We start from the raw sequence: 22004 nt of genomic DNA on the forward strand, positions 1-22004 counted from the left end.
ATCATGCTACTTCCGGGCCGACGGTCGGCAGGCGTCTTGCATGATATCTCTTCAGATCGTTTTCTATTTTCTGAGTAAGGCCATTCTTAGCCATGTCGTAGCCGACATCGATGGCCGCTGCGAAAGCTTCCGCATTTGCGCCGCCATGGCTCTTGATGACGATACCGTTGAGGCCGAGAAAGACCCCGCCATTGACTTTGCTCGGATCAAGCTTCTCGCGCAGCATGTCGAAGGCGCCCTTGGCGAAGATATAGCCGATCCTTGCCAGAAGTGTGCGGGTCATCGCAGCTCGCAGATATCCGGCGATCTGTTTGGCCGTGCCTTCGGCTGTCTTCAGCGCGATGTTGCCGGAAAAGCCTTCCGTCACCACCACATCGACGGTCCCCTTGCCGATGTCGTCGCCCTCGACGAAGCCGGCATATTCAAGCGATTCGAGGTCGGCCTCGCGGATCAGGCGGCCGGCGTCCTTGACGTCTTCCTGGCCTTTCATCTCCTCGACCCCGACATTCAGCAGCCCGACGGTCGGACGCTCGATTTCAAAGAGGGCACGTGCCATGGCGCCGCCCATCAATGCGAAATCGAGAAGCTGCTGCGAATCGGCACCGATCGTCGCGCCGACATCGAGCACGATGCTCTCGCCACGCAGCGTCGGCCAGATGGCCGCGATTGCCGGACGTTCGATATTTGCCATCGTGCGAAGACAGAACTTCGACATCGCCATCAGCGCGCCGGTATTGCCCGCAGATACGACGACGTCGGCATCGCCCGATTTCACCGCTTCGATCGAGCGCCACATGCTTGACACGTAGCGACCGCGGCGCAACGCCTGGCTCGGCTTCTCGTCCATCGCAACCGCCACTTCGCAATCGTGAAAGACCGATTTCGCCTTCAGTTTCGGGTATTTGTCGAGAACCGGTTCGCACCGTTCCTTGAGGCCGTACATCAGGAACGTCATGTTTGGGTGTCGGTCCAACGCCTTGGCTGCACCGGGAATGACAACCTCCGGACCGAAGTCGCCACCCATAAGGTCGAGAGAAATTCTGATCACGCGTCTCTGATCCTTTTCTTTCACCACAGCCGGCGAAATTTGGGCCAAAATACCGTTTTCCCCTCGGGTTACAACTGAATTTTGTCTAAACCCCAAGCGAAAGCTATTCCTTCTTCCAGGCCTTCAGGGCGGCAAAAGGCGACGGCTTGCGGTCATCTTCGGCGGTATCTTCGATATGCGGTTCGAAGTCCAGACCGGGCTTGCGGGGATAGGGATCGATGCCCAAAGCAGCGAATTCGGTGACAACAGAGCCGACATCGATCGCATCGCCCTCGAAGGTCTCTGGAATATCAGGACCATCCGGATCAAGCACGATCTCGCCGGCATCCACCTTGGGCGCGCGCGCAAGCTTAGAGCCTTCGGGAACATAAAGCTCATCGAATTCTTCATCGATCTCCGATTCGACAGGATCGAGCGACACCACGCAGGCCTGGACGACCTTGCCTGTGACATGTCCCTTAACCCTGACGCCATCCCGCTTCCAACGCGAAATCTTGATATCCGCATCGAGGCGTTCGACGCTGAGCACGGCCCAAAGCGTGGCAAGCCCTGCGAGCTCCTGTGCGTCGGCTTTGAGATGCATCTCGACCGGTCCACCGGAAATATGGCCAACCTTCACGAGATGCGAAAACGGCTTTGCCGGATCCATATCTGTCTTCTTCATATCAGTGCCTCCTATACAGGCTTCGGCAGTGCCGCTGAGCCGGTGGCTATATCCGCTTCGGAAATCGCCGCCAGGTGCGTTTCGGCAATCATCATCCAGTCGGCCAGACCAAGCATCGCCGGAGCGCCCTCGTTCGGCTGTGGGTAGATATTGCGCCGAAGCGCCTCCGCCAGTGCGTCGCGATCGTTGTGGTCCATTGCCGCCGAGTAGGATTCCAGCCGGCCGTAGAACATGCCGGCAAGTTTCTTCATTCGCTTCGGCACACCGTTGTCGCCAATACCAAGTTCGCGGATCGAATAGTCGATATCCTGGAAAAATGCATCGACAATTTCCTGCGCGATTTCCTGGCCACTGGTTTCCGACGATCGCGTGCGGCGGAAAAACAGGATCATCACCAGCGACAACATCTCGAAACGGCCCATGACCGTGTCGGGAACGTCGAGTTCGGCATAGAAAGCCGGCTGACGCACCGTCGCGCTCAACGCCGCATATTGCCTGTCGACAATCGTGCGATTGTGATTTCTTTTGCCAAAAAGCCCAAAGATCATGAAATTTCCCGGATTTGGCTCATTCTGATCGCGCTCAAGCGCATGGCCTTGTTGCATCCATTAAAAAGCTGGTTTACCGAAGCAGGCGCGAATTGCAATGCCGTTTGTGCCCGCTTCCGGACCCGCCCCGACCTGTCGTCACGCGCCTGCCGCGATTGGTAATGAAGAGTGCCCAACAAACATCGATGGACGATCCGCTAATCCCGGAAAGGCCATAATGATGTGCACAGCAAGGTATACGGTCGTTCTGGCCATAGGATTGAATACATTAGGGGAGATGTCGTTGAAGCGACGGGTTTTCAAGTCTGACAGAACTTTCATCAGCAGTGCCGCCATCGCTTTGATGATCGCCACCGCGGGACTTACGGGTTGCCAGACCGGAGAGGTCCTCAACGGAGGTTATATCTTCGATCAGCAGTCTCTCGATTTGGTCCCGGTCGGTTCCAGCCGCGAGCAGGTCCTGCTTTCGCTCGGCACGCCGTCGACCACCGCCACCTTCGACGGCGAGGTCTTTTATTACATCTCGCAGAAGCGTGATCGCCCTGTGGCCTTCATGAAGCCGAAACTGGTCGACCAGAACATCCTGGCGATCTATTTCGACAAGGATGGCGCTGTGAAATCCCGCGCGAATTATTCGCTCAAGGATGGCAAGGTGTTCGACATGGTCTCGCGCACGACACCGACTGGTGGCAAGGACCTCACCTTCCTGCAGCAGATCCTGCTCGGCAGCGGCGGCGGCGCAACCGGCGCGAAGAACCTGCTCAACAACCTCAATCCGGGCCAATAGCCGGATACGCGTTGAAATACAAAAAACCCGCGAGGCCAGGCCTCGCGGGTTTTTTATTGCTCCGAATAAGGCCTCAGGCGAGGACCGCGAGCAGCAACAGCGCGACGATGTTGGTGATCTTGATTGCCGGATTGACAGCAGGACCCGCGGTGTCCTTGTAGGGATCGCCGACCGTGTCGCCGGTGATGGAAGCCTTGTGAGCTTCCGAGCCCTTCATGTGGCGAACGCCATCCTTGTCGACGAAACCGTCCTCGAAGGATTTCTTCGCATTGTCCCAGGCGCCACCACCTGATGTCATCGAAATCGCCACGAACAAGCCGTTGATGATGACGCCCAGCAGCGAGGCGCCGAGTGCCGCGAATGCAGACGCCTTCGAGCCCGAGATCAACAACACGCCAAAATAGACGACGAGCGGCGCAAGAACCGGCAATAGCGACGGAACGATCATCTCGCGAATGGCCGCCTTGGTCAGGATATCGACGGCGCGGCCGTAGTCCGGACGTTCGGTGCCCTGCATGATGCCCGGCTTCTCGCGGAACTGGCGGCGAACCTCCTCGACGATCGCCCCTGCCGCACGGCCAACCGCGGTCATGGCGATGCCGCCGAACAGGTAGGGAATGAGACCGCCGAACAACAGGCCGGCGACGACATAGGGGTTGGACAGATCGAAGGAGATTTCGCCGATATTGGCGAAATAGGGATATTGGTCGCCATGCGCCGCGAAGTATTTGAGATCATTCGAATAGGCGGCGAAGAGGACCAGGGCGCCGAGACCGGCAGAGCCGATAGCGTAGCCCTTGGTGACCGCCTTCGTGGTATTGCCGACGGCGTCGAGTGCGTCAGTCGACTTGCGAACCTCCGGCGGCAGGTGCGCCATTTCGGCGATGCCGCCGGCATTGTCCGTTACCGGGCCGAAAGCATCGAGCGCGACGATCATGCCGGCGAGACCCAGCATTGCCGTGACTGCGATGCCGGTGCCGAAGAGACCGGCGAGCTGGTAGGTAAAGATGATACCGCCGACGATGACGAGTGCCGGAAGCGCCGTCGATTCCAGCGAGACAGCGAGGCCCTGGATGACGTTGGTGCCGTGGCCGGTGACCGACGCCTGGGCTATGGAGACGACCGGCCGTTTGCCGGTTCCGGTGTAGTATTCGGTGATAACCACGATCAACGCTGTGACGAGCAAGCCGACGAGGCCGCAGTAAAACAGGTGCGTACCGGTGACCTCAGCGCCGGCGACAGTGCCGATCGAGCCCCAGCCGATCGTCAGCGAGGTAGCGGCGCCCAACCCCAGGATTGACAGCAGGCCGGTGGCAATCAGCCCCTTGTAGAGCGCGCCCATGATCGAGCCATTGGCGCCGAGCTTCACGAAGAATGTGCCAATGATCGAGGTGATGATGCAGGTGCCGCAGATTGCCAGGGGATAGACCATGGCGGAGGCGAGGATCGGCGTTCCGGCAAAGAAGATCGAGGCAAGGACCATGGTCGCGACGACGGAGACGGCATAGGTTTCGAAAAGGTCAGCCGCCATGCCTGCGCAGTCGCCGACATTGTCGCCGACGTTGTCGGCGATCGTTGCCGGGTTGCGCGGGTCGTCTTCGGGAATACCGGCTTCCACCTTGCCGACCAGATCGCCGCCGACGTCGGCGCCCTTGGTGAAGATACCGCCGCCGAGACGGGCGAAGATCGAAATGAGCGAGGCGCCAAAGCCGAGCGCGACGAGAGCATCGACGACTTCACGCGAGCCGACGCCATATCCAAGCACGCTGGTTAGAATGAGATAGTAGATGGAGACACCGAGCAGCGCCAAGCCGGCAACGAGCATGCCGGTGATCGCGCCAGACTTGAAGGCGATCTCCAGGCCGGCTGCCAGGCTGTGCGAGGCGGCCTGAGCAGTGCGGACATTTGCCCGGACGGAAACATGCATACCGATGAAGCCCGCCGCGCCTGAGAGAACAGCGCCGATCAGGAAACCGATGGCGGCGGCACCCGACAACAGCAGCCAGGCCGCAATGAAGACAACGACACCGACAATGGCAATGGTTCTATATTGGCGCGTCAGGTAAGCCTGGGCACCTTCTCTAATATAACCTGCAATTTCTTGCATGCGGGCATTGCCCTGGTCGGCAGCCAGCACCGACTTGGTTGCCCAGGCGGCGTACAGCACCGAAAGCAGGCCGCACGCTATCACGCCCAACAGTATGATCATTTCGCTCTTTCCTCCCAAATGACCGGCGGCTCACTCCTCCCCCGGCTGCAAGCGACAAGGGTCTGCCTCCTCCTCCAAGGAGGGCGGCCTTTGTGCAAGGCGAGATTGCGTGCGGGAAAACGTCGCGTCAAGACTGCCAGCGGGCAAAAACCACGCCGTGTCGAAAGAATATTGGGAAATGCGCCAGAGTGCGAAGATGCTGCAATTTCTGCGTTTTCCGGATGGTGCCATACATCCGAAAATGCATTGCAACATGGCGCTGCGCAACTAGCGGCTGATCCGATTGTGCGAAAAGAATCGCAACAAGCGTTACTTTCTAGTCTCGCCCCGGACCTGCTTGGCGATGCGGTCGAGAACTGCGTTGACGAGCTTGGGCTCGTCTTCCTCGAAGAAGGCGTGGGCTATCTCGACGTATTCCGTGACGATGACGGGAACAGGGACGTCCTTGCGATCGAGGATTTCGAAAGTGCCTGCACGCAGGATGGCGCGAACGGTGCTGTCCAGCCGCGAGAGCGCCCAGTCGTCCTGAAGCGCCGAGCCGATCAATGGATCGAGGCGAACCTGCTCGCGAACGACGCCGGAGACGATCGAGCGGAACCAGGAGGCATCCGCCTTGAGATATGTCTCTCCATCCAGTTCCTGGCCAAGGCGATGCGTCTCGTATTCGGCGACGACCTCGAGCACGCCGGTACCGCCGACATCCATCTGGTAGAGCGCCTGCACGGCGGCGAGACGCGCCGCGCCCCGCTGGTTCGCAGTCTTGGCCGGCCGCTCGATATCGTCGTTGCTCATGGTTTATGCACCCAGTTTTTGCTTCAGCGCGATCATCGTCAGCGCTGCCCGGGCAGCAAAGCCGCCCTTGTCCTTTTCCGTGCGCCGCGCGCGCGTCCATGCCTGATCGTCGTTTTCGACGGTCAGGATGCCGTTGCCGATCGCCAATGACTCGCTGACGGACAGATCCATCAGCGCCCGCGAAGACTCGTTGGAGACGATATCGAAATGATAGGTCTCGCCGCGAATGACCATACCGAGGGCCACGAAACCATCATACTCCGTTCCGCCATTGTCCGCACCATCTAGCGCCATGGCGATTGCGGCAGGAATTTCGAGGCATCCCGGAACCGTGACGACATCATAGGTGGCGCCGGCTTCATCGAGTGCGACCTTGGCGCCATCGAGAAGCGCGTCTGCCATGTCATCGTAAAATCGCGCTTCAACGATCAGAATATGCGAGTTGGACATACGACACCTGAATGTGGGAGTGGGCTGGGGGAAATGCCTGACAAGCGCGGGTCAAACCATGCCGCACCGCGCTTGGCAAGTGTTTTTCGGCTCTCATTAGCGAATCGAAGAGAATTCGGTCGGAGGGGATTGCGACTTTCCCCAACGCGGCGGCTCGGGTAACAATCCTCGCTCATGAAGGAGGCGCCCTATGACCGACACCGTCAAATCGACCGTCAATATCGGCGAACTCAAGCTCGATCATTGGCAGCAGGGAGAATTTTACGAGGGTCGCGACGTCTCTTTCGGAGCGCTCCTCGGGCTCAAGGATCTGGGCATCAGCTATAATGAGGTACCGCCCGGCAAATCCGGCTGTCCGTTCCACAATCACCATGTCGAGGAAGAGCTTTTCTTCATTGCCTCGGGCGAAGGTGAATATCGGATCGGCGAGGCGCGCATCCCGGTGAAGAAGGGCGATGTCCTTGGCGCTCCCGCCGGTGGACCCGAGACCGCGCATCAGCTGATTAATACAGGCACGGCGCCACTCCTCTATCTGGCCATATCGACGAAGGCAAAGACGGAGATTGTCGAGTATCCAGATTCCGGGAAATTCCTCGCCAAGACCAATCGTGCGGGAGACGCGAAGGCTGGCTTCCGCTTCATCGGTCGCGACAACACAGCCCTCGACTATTGGGACGGAGAGCGCGGCGCTTGACGACGAACATCACATCTCCCAATGAGGCCACTCTTGCCGATGGGAACCTTGTCTCTATTCCTACCCTCACAACGGCGCGCCTGATCCTTCGGCCACACCGGCTCGACGACTTTAACGCCTGTGCAGCGCTTTGGAGCGATCCGGAGGTGGTGCGCTTTATCGGCGGCGTCCCCTCGACGCGTGAGCAGAGTTGGTCGCGGCTGCTGCGCTACAAGGGCAGCTGGCATTTTCTCGGCTTCGGATTTTGGGCGATCGAGGAACGGACCACCGGCAATTTCATCGGCGAGGCCGGCTTTCTGGAGGCGCGGCGGGATATCGAACCCTCGATCGAAGGGACGCTTGAAACAGGCTGGGCGATGCTACCTTCCGCCCATGGCAAGGGCTATGCCACGGAAGCACTGACGGCGATGATCGACTGGGGCCGGACGCATTTTCCTGACAAGGCGATGACTTGCATCATCGATCCCGAAAATGCGGCATCGCTTCGTGTGGCAGCGAAGCTCGGCTTTCGCGAAACGGCACGCGCCGACTACAACGGCGAGATCATTCTGCTTTCGCGGTAGGGAATTCGGCGAGCCTTGCTGCGTAACGCGCCATGGTGTCGACTTCAAAATTGACGAAATCCCCGGCACGACGTTCGCCCCAGGTGGTGACTTCGAGTGTGTGGCGGATGAGAAGGACGTCGAAATCCGTACCGTCCACTGCGTTGACTGTCAGCGACGTGCCATCGAGAGCGATGGAGCCCTTGGGGGCGACGAAGCGGGCGAGATGCGTTGGGGCTCTCAGGCGATAGCGGGTGGCGTCACCCTCTTCCATCACCGACAGGATTTCCGCCTTGCCGTCGATATGGCCAGAAACGATGTGGCCGCCGAGTTCGTCGCCGATCTTCAAGGAGCGCTCGAGATTGATATGCTTACCCTGAGCCCAGGTTCCGATTGTCGTCAGGCGCAAGGCCTCCTCCCAGGCTTCCACTTCGAACCAGCGATCGTTGCTGCCCTCCTCCGGCAGACCGGTGACGGTCAGGCAGATGCCGGAATGGGAAATGGACGCACCCATATCGATCGTCTTTGGGTCGTAGATGGTTGCCACGCGGAGCTTGATGCCCTCCTTCAAGGCCGACACTTCTTCTACGGTCCCAATGTCGGTGACAATTCCGGTAAACATCAAAGCTCTCTTTCGTATTCGTCGCAGCGATCAGCGCCGAAGGCGCTCGTGCCGACATGCGTAAATCCTGCTGAGATATCGGATGGGGTGACGGGCGATTCAATACCGCCCTCGCCGATCGTTGCCGGCCCTTGAAACAACAATATGTGGTCGATCAATCCCGCATCGAGGAAATTGCGTGCCGCCCGCGCCCCGCCTTCGACCAACAGCGAGGAGATGCCGCGAGAGGCGAGCGCCCTCAGGAGATCGTTTGGTTGCTGCAAATTGCATTGCAGCACCTCGACGCCTGCCGCATCCAAGGCTGCGCGTCGGGTCATGAACGCGTCGTCTCTATTGTCGTCGAAGGACGGCGGCTCTGCGGCGACGGCAATGACGGGAACCTCACGGGCAGTCCGCACCAGCTTGCTCTCCAGCGGCAGCCTCAATTCCTCATCGAGAACGATGCGGATCGGCGACCGGTCTTCAAGGCCCGGAAGCCGACAGGTCAGCTCCGGGTCGTCGGCGATAGCGGTGCCGATACCAATCAGGATCGCGTCGCTTTCGGCGCGCAGAAACTGCACCCTTTCCCGCGCCGCAGCACCGGTGATCGGCAGTTGCCCCTGGCCTTTCCGGCCGATCATGCCATCGGCGGAAACGGCAAGTTTCAGAGTCACATAGGGCCGCCCGTTCGTCTGGCGCATGAGATAGCCAGCCAGAGCGCGCCGACCCTCCTTCTCGAGCACGCCCGATCCGACTTCGATGCCCGCCAGCCGAAGCTTGTCCAGGCCCCGGCCCGCGACGCGGACATCAGGGTCAACGACGCTGACCACGACGCGAGCCACGCCGGCGGCGACCAGAGCGTCGGCGCAGGGAGGCGTCTTGCCGAAGTGGGAACAGGGTTCGAGGGTGACATAGGCCGTCGCGCCGCGCGCGTCTTCGCCGGCTTGCGCCAGCGCCTGCGGCTCGGCATGCGGTCTGCCGCCGACTGCGGTAACACCACGGCCGACGACAACGCCGTCCTTGACGATGACGCAGCCGACCGACGGATTGGTCGACGTCAGGCCCAGATGCTCATGACCCAGCGCGATCGCCTCCGCCATGAACCGTACGTCGTCAGCCGCGCTCGCCATCTGTCACGGGTCCAGCGGATCGCGGGCGATCTTCGCGTTGATCTCGGTGATGACGTTCTCGAAGTCTTCGGCATGAGAAAAGTCGCGGTAGACCGAGGCATAGCGGACGAAGGCAACGTCATCGAGGCTCTTCAGCGCCTCGAGGACCTGCAGGCCGATCTGCTCGGAGCTGATTTCGGTCTCGCCGGAGCTTTCAAGCCGCCGGACGATGCCCGATACCGCACGATCGATGCGGTCGCGATCGACGGGACGTTTGCGCAGCGCGATCTCGAAGGAGCGCACCAGCTTGTCGCGGTCGAACAGCACCTTCCGGCCGTGCTTCTTCATGACCATCAACTCGCGCAACTGCACGCGCTCGAAGGTCGTGAAGCGGCCACCGCAATCCGGACAAATGCGCCGCCGGCGGATGGAGGTATTATCCTCCGCCGGGCGTGAATCCTTTACCTGGGTGTCTTCCGTCCCGCAGTATGGGCAGCGCATTCGTTTTCCTTAAGCCATGTATCCATACATGGGGAAGCGGTTGGTCAATGTCATCACCTTCTCGCGCACGGCTGCCTCGACAGCAGCATTGCCTTCGTCGGAGTTGGCAACCTTCAGGCCGTCAAGCACTTCGATGATGACGTTTCCGATCTCGCGGAACTCGGCTTCTTTGAACCCGCGGGTCGTGCCGGCAGGCGTGCCAAGGCGGACGCCCGAGGTGACGAAGGGCTTTTCCGGGTCGAAGGGAATGCCATTCTTGTTGCAGGTGATGTAGGCGCGGCCCAGCGCCTGCTCGGCGCGCTTGCCGGTCGCGTTCTTCTTGCGAAGATCGACGAGCATCAGGTGATTGTCAGTGCCGCCGGAAACGACGTCGACGCCGCCGGCCATCAGCGTTTCGGCCAGCGTCTTGGCATTCTTGACGATCTGTGCGGCATAGTCCTTGAATTCAGGCTTCAGCGCCTCGCCGAGTGCCACGGCCTTCGCGGCGATCACATGCATCAGCGGGCCGCCCTGCAGGCCCGGGAATACGGCCGAATTGAACTTCTTTGCCAGATCCTCGTCGTTGGTGAGGATCATGCCGCCGCGGGGGCCGCGCAGGGATTTATGCGTGGTGGTGGTGGCAACATGGCAATGCGGGAACGGCGACGGATGCTGGCCGCCGGCAACGAGACCGGCGATGTGGGCCATGTCGACCATCAGGTAGGCACCGACGCTGTCGGCAATCTCGCGGAAGCGCTTCCAGTCCCAGATGCGGGAATAGGCGGTGCCGCCGGCGATGATGAGCTTCGGCCTGGTTTCTTCGGCCTTGCGCGCGACTTCATCCATGTCCAGCAGGTTGTCGCCCTCGCGCACGCCGTAGGACACGACGTTGAACCACTTGCCCGACATGTTGACCGGCGAACCATGCGTCAGGTGACCGCCCGAATTGAGGTCGAGGCCCATGAAGGTATCGCCCGGCTGCAGCAGGGCGAGGAATACCGCCTGGTTCATCTGGCTGCCCGAGTTCGGCTGGACGTTGGCGAAATTGACGCCGAAGAGCTTCTTCGCACGATCGATCGCCAATTCCTCGGCGATGTCGACGAACTGGCAGCCGCCGTAATAGCGCTTGCCCGGATATCCCTCGGCATATTTGTTGGTCATGATCGAGCCTTGCGCTTCCAGCACGGCGCGCGAGACGATGTTCTCTGAAGCGATCAACTCGATCTCGTGCCGCTGGCGACCGAGTTCCTTCTCGATCGCGCCAAAAATATCGGGATCGACGTCTGCTAGCGAGCGATTGAAAAAGGTGTCGGTGGAAGCATTGGTCATCGTGAAGCTCCTGAACGGGAATGCCTGACGGTATTAGCGTTGCGGTCGCGGGAGAGCAATACGATCAGCGACATTTGCTGGGCAAACTACGGTGCTTGGTAGATGGATATGAAGAAGCGTCGGCGGCGAGCGCCTTTGTGCAAGCTTGAGCGCTCTCTGCTTGACCGGAGGTGCTGGAACCAACGCGCGCGCGTTAGGCTGCGCCTGCAGTCACGCGCCTTCCAGAGGCAAACCAAAAAGCCGCACCCAAGGGCGCGGCTTCAGTTAGTAGATAGGTTAAAGGTCGGTTTACTGAACCGGCTGCTCGACCCCGGCCGTGGTGTCAAGCGCGAGCTGTGCGTTGCCGTCAAGCTGGTAGATATCGTCGCGGAACTGGACGACGCCGTTTCCGGCACCCCAGGCGGAGATATAGGCGAAGTAGACCGGCACTTCCTGCGGCAGTTCGATCGGCGTGTTGACGCGGGTCGCGATGACGCTTTCGACACGCTGGCGCGGCCACTCTGGCGTTTCGGCGAGCAACCAGACAGCTAGATCGCGGACGTTCTGCACGCGAACGCAGCCCGAACTATCGAAGCGCATCAGCTTGTTGAACAGGCCCTGCTCCGGCGTGTCGTGCATGTATTCGTTGTTCGGATTGTGGAAGTTGATCTTCGTGGAGGCCATGGCGTTGTTCTTGCCAGGATCCTGGCGGAACATCAGGTTCGGCGCCTTTGCGGCATTCCAGTCGATCGAATCAGGCGGCACTTCCGTACCCTTGGTGTCGAAGAGACGGATGTTGTTCTTCGTCAGGTAGGTCGGATCCTTGCGCATGATCGGCACGATGTCCTTCTCGACGATCGAGCGAGGCGCCGTCCAGTAGGGATTGAGGATGACCTCGTAGATCTTCGAGTTGATGATATGGGTCGGACGGGTCAGGCGACCGACGATCGCCTCGTGGCGCAGCGCGACCTGGCCGTCCTGGACTGCCTCGACATAGGTTGCCGGGATGTTGACCATCACATGGCGGCGACCAAGATCCGACGGAAAGGTCTGCAGGCGCACAAGATTGGTGTTCAGCTGCTGCAGCCGAACCTCTACCGGAATATTGAGCGCCTTGATCGTGAATTCGCCAAGTACGCCATCCGGCGGCAGGCCGTGGCGGGCCTGGAAGCGCTTGACGGCACCATCGACATAGCTGTCGAACGAGGAGGACATCCCCGCTTCGCGCGGCAGATCGCCGGTAATGGCGAGACGCTGACGCAATGCCTGAACAGACTGATCGCTGACGCCGAGCTGCAGGCGGGTGTCGCCGGGGGTAACCTGCGGCCAGCCGCCGTTCGAAGCAATGCTTTGATATTGCGCGATGGCCTGCTGTATGTTCGGGACGGAGTCGGGGCCGAGGACCGGCGTATTGGTAACGGCTATCGAAGCGGTTCGCGATGCCGCCTTGGCGTCGAACTGCTCATCCCAGTTTCCGCGCTCCGGAGCATTGAGGAGGCCATCAAGCGCCGACTGCGCAAAAGCCGGGGCCGCTACAGCCGCCGCACCGAAAGTTGCGGCGGACCGCAAGAACGAGCGACGCGAGAAAGGTCCAATTTCGTTTTTCTTCGACATATTCCTACCATTCAACGCTGAGCCAACCGTCGTCCGCAGCCAAGTGAAATGGCAGCGCAAGACTCGTGCAAGATCCAAACGCAGTTCACTACCAATCCGTAGTTTTCACGCCATGCAAACCTCACGCCGGGCCATCACAATATTGCGAGCCCTGAGCGCAGATGACATGAAGATTAGTCCGCTGAATGCGCCGCTTTCCGTGCCTTTTCGCTGTCATACCAATATGGCCAATTCGTGTCGCCAAGCATGAAACTGCCTCCATGCATGCGACGCATCCGGATTGCCATATGGGTTGCCGAAACGCCACGACCTGCCCGAGCTAGATAGCTTTTCGACGTCTGCCGTCAATCGCCGATGCGGCGCAGGCCAAGGTTGCACCGCAACATCCTGGAGACGAGTGGCAAAAAGCCCACAGGCCGGATACGCAGGGAATGCGTCCGGCGTGTGCGTTGCCTTCGAAGCCGCTCACAAGGTGACAGAGGTTGCGGCTGTGAAGCTTCTTTGGCTGCGAGTATCATCGGCGTGGCTCAAACCATGCGGTCGAGAAAGTCAGGCCGTACGAAACCGCAGGCCCGCCCGGGCGCGCCTCAGAGCCCGTTTGCTTTCAAGATTGCGGGCGCGTTTTCCTTGGTGATAGTTTCTGTCCCGAGAATGATCTTCTTCTCGACCTTCTCGCCTGCCAGCACCTTAAGTGCCTGCCGCAAGCCCTCGGCGCCCGGGGTCGGATAAAGGAAAGTTGCAGCAAGTTCGCCGTTGTTCACCCACTGGACGCCCTCGTTTGGAAGTCCGTCGACGCCGAGGAAAAGAATATCCTTTTCGCGTCCGGCATCCTTGGCAGCAAGATAGGCGCCGTAGGCCATGGGGTCATTGTGACCGTAGACCATTTTGATGTCTTCGTGGTTGCGCAGGGCGGTAGCCATGATGTTGTAAGCCTGGTCCTGCTTCCAGTCTCCGGACTGCTTGTCGAGCAGGTATTTGATGCCCGGCTCTGCATCGGTGTATTTGTGGAAGCCGTCGCTACGATCGTGACTGGCCTGCGTTCCGAGACCACCCCAAATTTCCACAACCGAACCCTTGGCCTTGCCGTTGCCGCCGAGAAGCTCGACAGCGTGCTTGCCGGCCTCTTCGCCGATCACAACATTGTCGCCTCCGATCCATTGTATGTACTTCTGTGTATCGACGTTGCGATCGAGCAGGATGACCGGAATGCCGGCGGCCGTGGCCTTTTCGACGACGCCCGTAAGACCAGCGGACTCCTTCGGCGAAACCAGGATCGCATCGACTTCCTGGCGGATGAAGTTTTCAACGTCGGCAACCTGTTTTTCAGTTCTGTCCTGACCGTCGGCGACCAGCAATTCGACGTTCGGATGTTTCTTGGCTTCTGCCTCGATATCCTTGTTGAACTGGACGCGCCAAGGTTCAGCAGTCGTTACCTGGCTGAAGCCAATGACGTATTTGTCCTTCGCCTCTGCCAAAGACGCGTTGAATGTTGTTGGTATTGAAAAAGCGGCTGCGATCGCCACAGCTAGAAATAGTCTGCGATTTCCAATCATTTCTCTCTCCCATTACATTTCGATTGTTCGTCTTAGTCACCGTGCGGTTGCGGAACGACATTTTGGCGTGGCACGGGTTTCTCGGGCGCGTTGCGCGCGGTGAGTTGAGTGAGGAAATACAGCCCGCCGCTCGAACGCCGTTCTTGCAACAGGACGGCAATGACGATGATGGCGCCCTTCAGAACGAGCTGTGTGTTTCCATCGATATTGTTGAGTTGCAGAATGTTGCTGAGGAAGCCGAAGATCAGCACGCCGACAAGCGTGCCGATCATCGAGCCGCGGCCGCCCATGAGACTGGTGCCGCCGATCACTACGGCAGCGATGGCGTCGAGTTCCAGCCCCATCCCCGCATCGGCTTTACCCTGACGGTACTGCCGGCAAGCGCCGCCAGATAGCCGGAGATGGCGTAGACCGTTATCTTCACTGGCCAGACAGGCACTCCTGCCAGTCTGGACGCCTCCTCATTCCCGCCGATGGCGTAGATGTAGCGTCCGAATTTCGTGAACTTCAGAACGACCCAGAACAGCAAAACGATGCCGGCAAATATGACGCCTGGAACAGGAATTATTCCGAATATCAACGAGCGCAAGACTTCGAAATTTTCTGTCGCGTTGCTGCCGGTGTAGACCGGCCACACGGCAGTGTTCTGGCCGGCGGTCAACCGCGCTATCCCGAGACCTGCGACCATCATGGCGAGCGTCACGATGAAAGGCTGCAAGCGCCCAAAGACAATTACCGCTCCGTTGATCGCGCCCAACATCATTCCAATTGCGGGAACGACCAGGAGAACCAGCAGCACGCCTGCTTTTTCGCTGGAACTCGCCGAGACCCAGAGCACGATAAAAAATGCCGCCGCCACGGCCGCGATGAAAGCGATTTTCGAAAGGCGGGTATGAGCTTCGTCGGTTAAGTATGGGGAATTGCGTCGAAGCTTGAGAACAAAGGTGACGATACCGAGCACCAGCACGAATGACAGAAGGAATGCCGCCGGTACACCCAGCAGGTATGCCGAAGACCAACCCTCGTGGGTCAAAAGCATCGCGCAGGTGACTGAACCCAACGCAAGCACGGACCCAACCGAAAGGTCGATACCGGCGATGAGAATGACCAACGTCATTCCGACCGCGGTAATTCCGGTGACTGAAATCTGCCTGAAGACATCCGACAGATTTCCGTAGGACAGGAATATGTTATGGCCTTTGGAAGTAATCGGCGAGGACAGCACACCGATGATTAGCAGCAGCCCCAGTCCCCAATAGAGTTTGGTGGCTTTGGCCAGGCGCGTGAGCCAGCCGGCGTTTTTTGATGATGGCATGTCATGCTCGTTTCTATCAATCATGCGACCGCTCCCGTGAGGGCATTCCCCAGCGGCGTTGCAAGCTCCATGATCCGCTCTTCAGAAAAATCTTTGCTCTCGACTATCCCTGCCGCCCTGCCCTCGCACATGACGAGTATGCGGTTCGACAGCGCGAGGAGTTCCGGCAACTCCGAGCTGACCATCACCACGGCGACACCGGATTGAACAAGCGTCTTGAGAAGCTCGTAAATTTCTTCTTTGGCGCCGACGTCGATACCTCGCGTGGGCTCGTCGAGCAAAACGACGCTCGGCCTGATCTCCAACCATTTGCCAATGACAATCTTTTGTTGATTGCCGCCGCTGAGCTTGTCTATTCCCTGATCGGGACCCGCACACTTGACCCGCATCGCCTTGATTATTCGGTTGGCCACGGAGTCCTCACAGGCCTTGGTGACCCAACCAAGCGGCGCGATCCAAGGCAGCGATGGGAGGACGGCGTTGGAGCGGATATCTGCGTGCATCAGCAGACCCGTTCCTTTGCGATCTTCGGTCACGAAAGCGATACCGCTTGTTACCGATCCGCGGGGTGTGAGCGACGGCACGTGCTTGCTAACCCCGCGATGGGTGATCGAGCCTGAGCGCCTGCCGAGAGCCGCACCAAAAACGAGCTCAAGCACTTCGGTACGGCCGGAGCCCAGCAATCCGCCGATCCCGAGAATTTCGCCGGCGTGAAGATCGAAGCTCACATCGTCGACAACGCTGTGAGTTCGACCGCGCGAATTTGGCCGCTGCAGGCCCAGTTTGCGGACGGACAAGACAACCGGGTTGGCCGATACGGATGGCGCGACTTCCTGCCTCTTCACCTCACGTCCGACCATCATGCGGATCACGTCGCGCTCGCTGATTTCGCTGGAATTCCGCGTTGCAATAAAGCTACCGTCGCGCAACACCGTTATCTTGTCGGCAAGCGCAAAGACCTCGTTCATCCTGTGTGAAATATAGATGATGGCGACGCCTTGCTGCGCGAGGTCGCGAACAAAGCTCGCAAGTCGCTGGGCCTCGGCTTCGGACAAGGCCGAGGTTGGTTCATCCAGGATGAGGACATCCGCATTTAGCGACAAAGCACGAGCGATTTCGACCAGTTGCTGTTCGCCGATCCGAAGACTTTCAACGTCGGTGCGCGGGTCGATATCGATACCGAATTTGGCAAGAATTTCTGTGCTGCGCTTTTCAATCTGAGCATAATCGATGAACAGACCGGCCCTGTGCGGCTCACGACCAAGGAAGATGTTTTCCGACACGGCCAGGCTCGGAATGAGATTGAGTTCCTGGTGGATAATCGCGATGCCATTCAATTCTGCATCTTTGGGAGTCGCGAAATCGACGGCCTTGCCACGAACGATCATCTGCCCGCCGCTTCGACGATGAACACCGCTCAGTATTTTCACCAGCGTTGATTTGCCGGCGCCATTTTCACCCATGATTGCGTGAATTTCGCCTGAATGAATATCCAGGTCGATGTTCCGAAGCGCGGTTACATGAGCGAAGGATTTGCTGATGCCGCGCAGGGAAACGATTAGCGACCCGCTAGCCAAATGCACACTCCCAAAAACTTTTGTTTATATCACTTTGTTCTTAATATGTAACATGTTAGGTGTTATGTATCAGGAGTCAATTGGTCACAGGAACAATCTTGCAACTGCAACCGCCGGACACACATTTCAGCGAAAAAAAGGTCGTTGCGGTCACGCGCAAGGATCAGGTCTATACGATATTACGCCAGGCGATAATTTCATCGCAACTGTCACCCGGAGAAGCGATCCGCAAGGAAATTGTGGCAATACAGCTCGGCGTTTCCCGCACGCCGGTCAGCGACGCCATCAACCGGCTGGCCGATGAAGGCTTGGTCAAGATCTATCCGCAGGCGGGCACCTTTGTTTCAAGGCTGGTCCTGGACAAGATCGAGACGGCTCAGTTCGTTCGCGTCGCACTTGAAACGGCTGCGATCCGCCGGACCGCGGCGCAAAGCACCAAAGAGACGGTCGCCCAGATGCGCCGGAACCTGGAAGAACAGCGGGCGGCGGTGAGCAGCCGGAAACTTGAGCAGTTCTACGAACTGGACGAGGCCTTTCACGACATAATCAGCGATGCAGCCGGGCTGGTGGGCTTGCGCGAGATTGCGGCGCGCGAGCGAAGCCAGATCGACCGGGCGAGACGCTTGCTGCTTCATTACGAGACACGGATGACCGAGACACTGGTTGAGCACGAAGCAATTATCGCAGCAATCGGAGACAGAGATGCAGACCGCGCAGCCAGAGTGCTGGAGGCGCATATTTCTCAGATGGGAAAGATGCTGCTGGACCTGCGAGATACACGGCCCGAACTCTTCGAGAAACTGGGAGAGGTATAAAATCAGAAGGCGCAGCGACGTGCATCTTGCACCGCTGCGCTCAATCTTGTTGCGTCGACAGTCTTCAGGCCATCGGGAGTAACGGTTCGCAGGCTTAAAGGCGGTACAAGATCTGGTCGTTCCAGAAGCGGTCGAGGCGCTGCAGGAGCTTGTTCATCTGGGTGAACTCGTCGGTGCCGATGCCGCCGACCTTGTCGATCGAGGAGATGTGGCGTTCATAGAGCTTGGCAACGGTTTCGGCGATGTCCTGGCCGGTTTCCGTCAGGCTGATGCGGACCGAGCGACGGTCGATGCGCGAGCGCTGATGGTTGATGAAGCCGAGGTCGACAAGCTTCTTTACGTTATAGGAAACATTCGAGCCGAGATAATAGCCGCGTGAGCGAAGTTCGCCGGCTGTCAGTTCGGAGTTGCCGATGTTGAAGAGGAGAAGAGCCTGGATGGCATTGACGTCGCTGCGGCCCTGACGGTCGAACTCATCCTTGATGACATCGAGGAGGCGGCGGTGAAGGCGCTCGACGAGGTGGAGGGATTCCATATAGAGGTCACGGATCTCTTCGACCTTGACGTCACGCGGATTAGCAGCTGCCTGCGGCTTGATTTTCGTGTTCATGATGACTGCCTCACTGTTTTGTTTGGCGGTGTTGGTTTTCTTCCCGCCTTGAGTGAGACCCTATCGAATACACATAAAATTCTACTTAAACTGCAGGCTTAACAGCACCTTACCGAAAACCCTTCGTTGTATCAGGGTAAATCAACCATTACCGGCTCGCGGCGACGCCTTTTCTCCATGAAAAGCACGAGCCGGAACACGCAGTAGAGCACGGCCACGCCGGCATGCAGAATGATGATCAATGGATTGAAGCCGAAGATCGCCGGCCAGACCCCGTACATCAGGCATTGCACCGCAGCTGCGAGCACCCAGATGACCGGTCCCCAGGATACCGTCAGCCACAGTCCGAGTGCCGCCACGGGGAAGAGGACTGCAAGTGCTGTGCTTGCAACTTTCCACTGCAGGTCGAGCAGGTCGAAGCGGGCATGGCCGTTCAGCGAATATCCCACCAGCATCGACCAATATTGCAGGCCGAACCAGAAGCACGAAATCGCGATCAGCCTCAGGAAGACAACGAACATGATGTTCGCCAGCGACCGTTTCGGAATGGTAGAAGAATCAGGTTCCATGGGCGAACCATACGTTCGACGCCGCAATCTCGCCAGAGCTGTCGACCGTCCTCAACTCGTACGATATCGTGATCGACATTGTGTACTCGTTGATCGAAACCGCTCCGGGCGCTCTATTTCGGCTCTCATCAAGGCAAGGGGCTGACATCTCACTGCGGCCTTTCGTCGGGTTTTGCATCGGCACGGGAGCGTGATAAGCACGGCGCCGATACGCTATTATATCAAGAAGGACGACGGGACCATGCAGGACAAGACGCACCTCGTTGACGAAATCACCGGCCATCGCCGCATGCGTCGCAACCGCAAGGCTGACTGGACGCGCCGTCTGGTGCAGGAAAACCGCCTGACAGTCGACGATTTGATCTGGCCGATCTTTCTCATTCCCGGTACCGGCATCTCCGAACCCATTGCCGCTATGCCCGGCGTCAATCGCATGACGGTCGACAGGGCTGTCGAGGCTGCAAAGGAAGCCGCCGATCTTGGCGTCCCGGCGATAGCGACCTTCCCCAATATAGAGATGCACCTGCGCGACGAGACGGGTTCCAACAGCCTCGAGCGCAACAACCTGATCAATCTGGCGACTTCCGCCATCAAGAACGCTGTGCCGAATATCGGCATCATTACCGATGTGGCGCTCGATCCCTTCACCAGCCATGGTCATGACGGCATCCTGCGCGCGGGCCAGATCGTCAACGACGAAACGGTCGAACAGGTGGCAAGGGCAGCGGTCGTTCAGGCGGCGGCCGGGGCCGACATCATCGCTCCTTCCGAGATGATGGATGGGCGCATCGGCGCGATCCGCCGCGCACTCGATGCCGCTGGCCACCAGGATGTCGGGATCATGAGCTATGCGACGAAGTTCAGTTCCGCCTTCTACGGCCCCTACCGCGAGGCGATCAGCACCGGCGGCCTGCTGAAGGGTGACAAGAAGACGTATTATATCGATCCCGCAAACGGCACCGAGGCGCTGCGCGATGCGGCGCTCGATGTCGAGGAAGGCGCCGACATGCTGATGGTGAAGCCCGGCCTCCCCTATCTCGACATCTGCTGGCGGATGAAGGAAGCCTTCGGGCTGCCGACATTCGCCTATCAGGTCTCAGGCGAGTATTCGATGATCAAGGCTGCGGCCGCCAATGGATGGATCGATGGCGAACGGGTGATGCTCGAGACGCTGCTTGCTTTCAAGCGTGCCGGCTGCGACGGCATCCTGACCTATTTCGCGCCCGAGGTTGCAAAGCTGCTGGCGAAAAGAGGATAAGTTGAGCAGCACTTATTGTATTCTCTCGAGGCCCACCATATTTTTAGAAGATATACGCAAAGGACGAAAACGATGAGCTTGAACCAAAACCCGCTCTACGCGGCACCGGACGATTGGCGCGCCTACAGTGGCGTGCTCAGTCGGCGTGTCTTCGCCTTCATCCTCGACTACGTGATCATTGCGTTGCTGTGCATTCCCGCGGCAATCATCCTGTTCTTCGTGTCGATCGCGACCTTGGGGCTCGGCTTCTTTCTATATCCTGCCCTCTATGTGATCGTGGCCGGTATCTATTTCGGCCTGACGGTCGGCGGGCCGAGCCAGGCGTCTCTCGGCATGCGGGCGATGGGTATTTCGATGGCGCGTGTCGATGGACAGCGTATCGATTTCCTGACCGCGATCGTGCATCTGGCGTTGTTCTGGATCTTGAACTCGGTTCTCACGCCGCTCATTCTGCTTGTCGGCCTGTTTACGGAACGCAGCCGGCTGTTGCACGACCTGTTGATCGGCACGGTGACTGTGCGCGCGCTCTGAGGGCAAGTGCGCGGATTTTCGGCCGGGGACCATTCCTTCCAAATAAAGCGCGCAATGCGGATCGACCGACCCGGTCAAGCAGTTGACGTTTTCCAAACTTACGCCATGCTTGTAAGAGCATCACGTCGAGCGAAAGGTTGATTGGCTGCAAATGAATACGCAGGCAACACCATCTCCCCAGTTTTACCTGACGGCCCCTGCGGCTTGCCCGTATCTGCCGAACGAGATGGAGCGGAAGGTCTTTACACATCTGGTCGGCCCGCGTGCTGCCGAGATGAACGACATTCTGACGCAAGGTGGTTTCCGTCGATCGCAGAACATCGCCTATCGGCCCGCCTGCGAAGCCTGCCGCGCCTGTGTCTCCGTGCGCATCCTTGCGCAGGAATTTGAGCCGACCCGCTCGATGAAGCGAATTCAGGCGTCGAATACAGATATCATCGCAACTGAATTCCCAGCCCAGCCGTCAAGCGAGCAATACTCCCTGTTCCGTCGATACCTCGACTATCGGCACCAGCAGGGCGGCATGTCCGACATGACTGTTCTGGACTATGCGATCATGGTCGAGGACACCCATGTCAATACTCGCATCGTCGAGTATCGCCTGCGCGAAGAAGGTTCCGGGCTCGAAGAACGCCCGAAAGGCGAATTGCTGGCGGCAGCGCTCACCGATGTCATGAGCGACGGGTTATCGATGGTCTATTCCTATTTCAATCCAAAATACGAGCGGCGCTCGCTCGGTACCTATATGATCCTCGACCATATCAAGCGCACCCGCATTCTCGGCCTCCCCCACGTCTATCTTGGGTACTGGGTCAAAGGCTCGCGCAAGATGGACTACAAGACGCGATTCCAGCCGCAGGAGCACCTGACCCCGCGCGGATGGGAGCGGCCAGATCTTTCCGATCTCCATGATGGCAGCGATTGATATTG

The 22004-nt window shown here is 58.9% G+C and carries 22 protein-coding genes and 1 pseudogene; 7 read left to right on the forward strand and 16 right to left on the reverse strand.

Annotated features, from left to right (window positions below; genetic code table 11):
* Position 1: 1 nt before the first annotated feature.
* The 3 genes from plsX to CPY51_RS01275 all read right to left on the reverse strand — a co-directional run bounded on the left by plsX (position 2) and on the right by CPY51_RS01275 (position 2317).
* Positions 2-1048, reverse strand: coding sequence for a phosphate acyltransferase PlsX (gene plsX, locus CPY51_RS01265; protein ID WP_111158613.1), 1047 nt, complete (start codon positions 1046-1048; stop codon positions 2-4).
* Between the two features lie 103 nt (positions 1049-1151).
* Complete coding sequence (locus CPY51_RS01270) at positions 1152-1712, reverse strand: YceD family protein (RefSeq protein WP_111158237.1); 561 nt, start codon at positions 1710-1712, stop codon at positions 1152-1154.
* Positions 1713-1723: 11 nt separating this feature from the next.
* On the reverse strand, positions 1724-2317 hold the full coding sequence (locus CPY51_RS01275) for a ubiquinol-cytochrome C chaperone family protein (RefSeq protein ID WP_195909385.1): 594 nt from the start codon (positions 2315-2317) through the stop codon (positions 1724-1726).
* 220 nt (positions 2318-2537) lie between these two features.
* On the opposite strand from CPY51_RS01275, the gene CPY51_RS01280 reads away from it, so the two are divergent.
* The gene (locus CPY51_RS01280; RefSeq protein WP_111158239.1) at positions 2538-3047 is read left to right on the forward strand and encodes an outer membrane protein assembly factor BamE; all 510 of its coding nucleotides are present in this window, start codon (positions 2538-2540) and stop codon (positions 3045-3047) included.
* Positions 3048-3120: 73 nt separating this feature from the next.
* On the opposite strand, the gene CPY51_RS01285 is transcribed toward CPY51_RS01280, so the two are convergent.
* The 3 genes from CPY51_RS01285 to ribH all read right to left on the reverse strand — a co-directional run bounded on the left by CPY51_RS01285 (position 3121) and on the right by ribH (position 6498).
* Positions 3121-5256, reverse strand: a complete 2136-nt coding sequence (locus CPY51_RS01285; protein ID WP_111158240.1) for a sodium-translocating pyrophosphatase — start codon at positions 5254-5256, stop codon at positions 3121-3123.
* Between the two features lie 309 nt (positions 5257-5565).
* Positions 5566-6048 (reverse strand): transcription antitermination factor NusB, encoded by a 483-nt coding sequence (nusB, locus tag CPY51_RS01290; RefSeq protein WP_111158241.1) that lies wholly within the window; start codon positions 6046-6048, stop codon positions 5566-5568.
* Between the two features lie 3 nt (positions 6049-6051).
* Positions 6052-6498 carry a 6,7-dimethyl-8-ribityllumazine synthase gene (ribH, locus tag CPY51_RS01295; protein WP_111158242.1) on the reverse strand — a complete coding sequence of 149 codons (447 nt, stop codon included), beginning with the start codon at positions 6496-6498 and terminating at the stop codon, positions 6052-6054.
* A 190-nt stretch (positions 6499-6688) separates the two neighbouring features.
* Here ribH and CPY51_RS01300 point away from each other — a divergent pair, with 190 nt between their 5' ends.
* Positions 6689-7192: a cupin domain-containing protein gene (locus tag CPY51_RS01300; protein ID WP_111158243.1), complete on the forward strand. Its 504-nt coding sequence runs from the start codon at positions 6689-6691 to the stop codon at positions 7190-7192.
* On the forward strand, positions 7189-7755 hold the full coding sequence (locus tag CPY51_RS01305) for a GNAT family N-acetyltransferase (RefSeq protein ID WP_244598383.1): 567 nt from the start codon (positions 7189-7191) through the stop codon (positions 7753-7755). Before CPY51_RS01300 ends, CPY51_RS01305 begins: the two co-directional genes overlap by 4 nt.
* Here the strand turns inward: CPY51_RS01305 and CPY51_RS01310 are convergent.
* The 8 genes and pseudogenes from CPY51_RS01310 to CPY51_RS01345 form a co-directional block, all read right to left on the reverse strand.
* Positions 7736-8356 carry a riboflavin synthase gene (locus CPY51_RS01310; RefSeq protein ID WP_111158244.1) on the reverse strand — a complete coding sequence of 207 codons (621 nt, stop codon included), beginning with the start codon at positions 8354-8356 and terminating at the stop codon, positions 7736-7738. The two genes, CPY51_RS01305 and CPY51_RS01310, sit on opposite strands and share 20 nt — an antisense overlap.
* Entirely contained in the window at positions 8356-9465 is a 1110-nt protein-coding gene (ribD, locus tag CPY51_RS01315; protein ID WP_111158245.1) for a bifunctional diaminohydroxyphosphoribosylaminopyrimidine deaminase/5-amino-6-(5-phosphoribosylamino)uracil reductase RibD, read from the reverse strand. Before ribD ends, CPY51_RS01310 begins: the two co-directional genes overlap by 1 nt.
* Before the next feature lie 3 nt (positions 9466-9468).
* Complete coding sequence (nrdR, locus tag CPY51_RS01320) at positions 9469-9945, reverse strand: transcriptional regulator NrdR (protein WP_111158246.1); 477 nt, start codon at positions 9943-9945, stop codon at positions 9469-9471.
* Between the two features lie 9 nt (positions 9946-9954).
* On the reverse strand, positions 9955-11253 hold the full coding sequence (gene glyA, locus CPY51_RS01325; protein WP_111158247.1) for a serine hydroxymethyltransferase: 1299 nt from the start codon (positions 11251-11253) through the stop codon (positions 9955-9957).
* A gap of 288 nt (positions 11254-11541) precedes the next feature.
* On the reverse strand, positions 11542-12846 hold the full coding sequence (locus CPY51_RS01330) for a L,D-transpeptidase family protein (RefSeq protein WP_111158248.1): 1305 nt from the start codon (positions 12844-12846) through the stop codon (positions 11542-11544).
* Between the two features lie 587 nt (positions 12847-13433).
* Complete coding sequence (locus tag CPY51_RS01335; RefSeq protein ID WP_111158249.1) at positions 13434-14399, reverse strand: substrate-binding domain-containing protein; 966 nt, start codon at positions 14397-14399, stop codon at positions 13434-13436.
* Positions 14400-14431: 32 nt separating this feature from the next.
* A pseudogene (locus tag CPY51_RS01340) lies at positions 14432-15714 on the reverse strand (ABC transporter permease).
* A gap of 20 nt (positions 15715-15734) precedes the next feature.
* The gene (locus CPY51_RS01345; protein ID WP_111158250.1) at positions 15735-17291 is read right to left on the reverse strand and encodes a sugar ABC transporter ATP-binding protein; all 1557 of its coding nucleotides are present in this window, start codon (positions 17289-17291) and stop codon (positions 15735-15737) included.
* Positions 17292-17389: 98 nt separating this feature from the next.
* Between CPY51_RS01345 and CPY51_RS01350 the strand changes: the two genes are divergently transcribed.
* On the forward strand, positions 17390-18106 hold the full coding sequence (locus CPY51_RS01350; RefSeq protein ID WP_195909386.1) for a GntR family transcriptional regulator: 717 nt from the start codon (positions 17390-17392) through the stop codon (positions 18104-18106).
* Positions 18107-18200: 94 nt separating this feature from the next.
* On the opposite strand, the gene ldtR is transcribed toward CPY51_RS01350, so the two are convergent.
* Positions 18201-18716 (reverse strand): transcriptional regulator LdtR, encoded by a 516-nt coding sequence (gene ldtR, locus CPY51_RS01355; protein ID WP_111158252.1) that lies wholly within the window; start codon positions 18714-18716, stop codon positions 18201-18203.
* 131 nt (positions 18717-18847) lie between these two features.
* Entirely contained in the window at positions 18848-19285 is a 438-nt protein-coding gene (locus CPY51_RS01360) for a DUF6163 family protein (protein ID WP_111158253.1), read from the reverse strand.
* A gap of 241 nt (positions 19286-19526) precedes the next feature.
* Here CPY51_RS01360 and hemB point away from each other — a divergent pair, with 241 nt between their 5' ends.
* From hemB to CPY51_RS01375, 3 genes are all read left to right on the forward strand, one after another.
* Positions 19527-20543, forward strand: a complete 1017-nt coding sequence (gene hemB / locus CPY51_RS01365) for a porphobilinogen synthase (RefSeq protein WP_111158615.1) — start codon at positions 19527-19529, stop codon at positions 20541-20543.
* A gap of 72 nt (positions 20544-20615) precedes the next feature.
* Positions 20616-21074, forward strand: a complete 459-nt coding sequence (locus tag CPY51_RS01370; protein ID WP_111158254.1) for an RDD family protein — start codon at positions 20616-20618, stop codon at positions 21072-21074.
* A gap of 151 nt (positions 21075-21225) precedes the next feature.
* On the forward strand, positions 21226-21999 hold the full coding sequence (locus CPY51_RS01375) for an arginyltransferase (protein ID WP_111158255.1): 774 nt from the start codon (positions 21226-21228) through the stop codon (positions 21997-21999).
* The last annotated feature ends 5 nt before the right edge of the window (positions 22000-22004 follow it).

Source organism: Arminella tubonensis (assembly GCF_003240585.1).
In the GTDB taxonomy this organism is placed as follows: Bacteria; Pseudomonadota; Alphaproteobacteria; order Rhizobiales; family Rhizobiaceae; genus Rhizobium; species Rhizobium tubonense.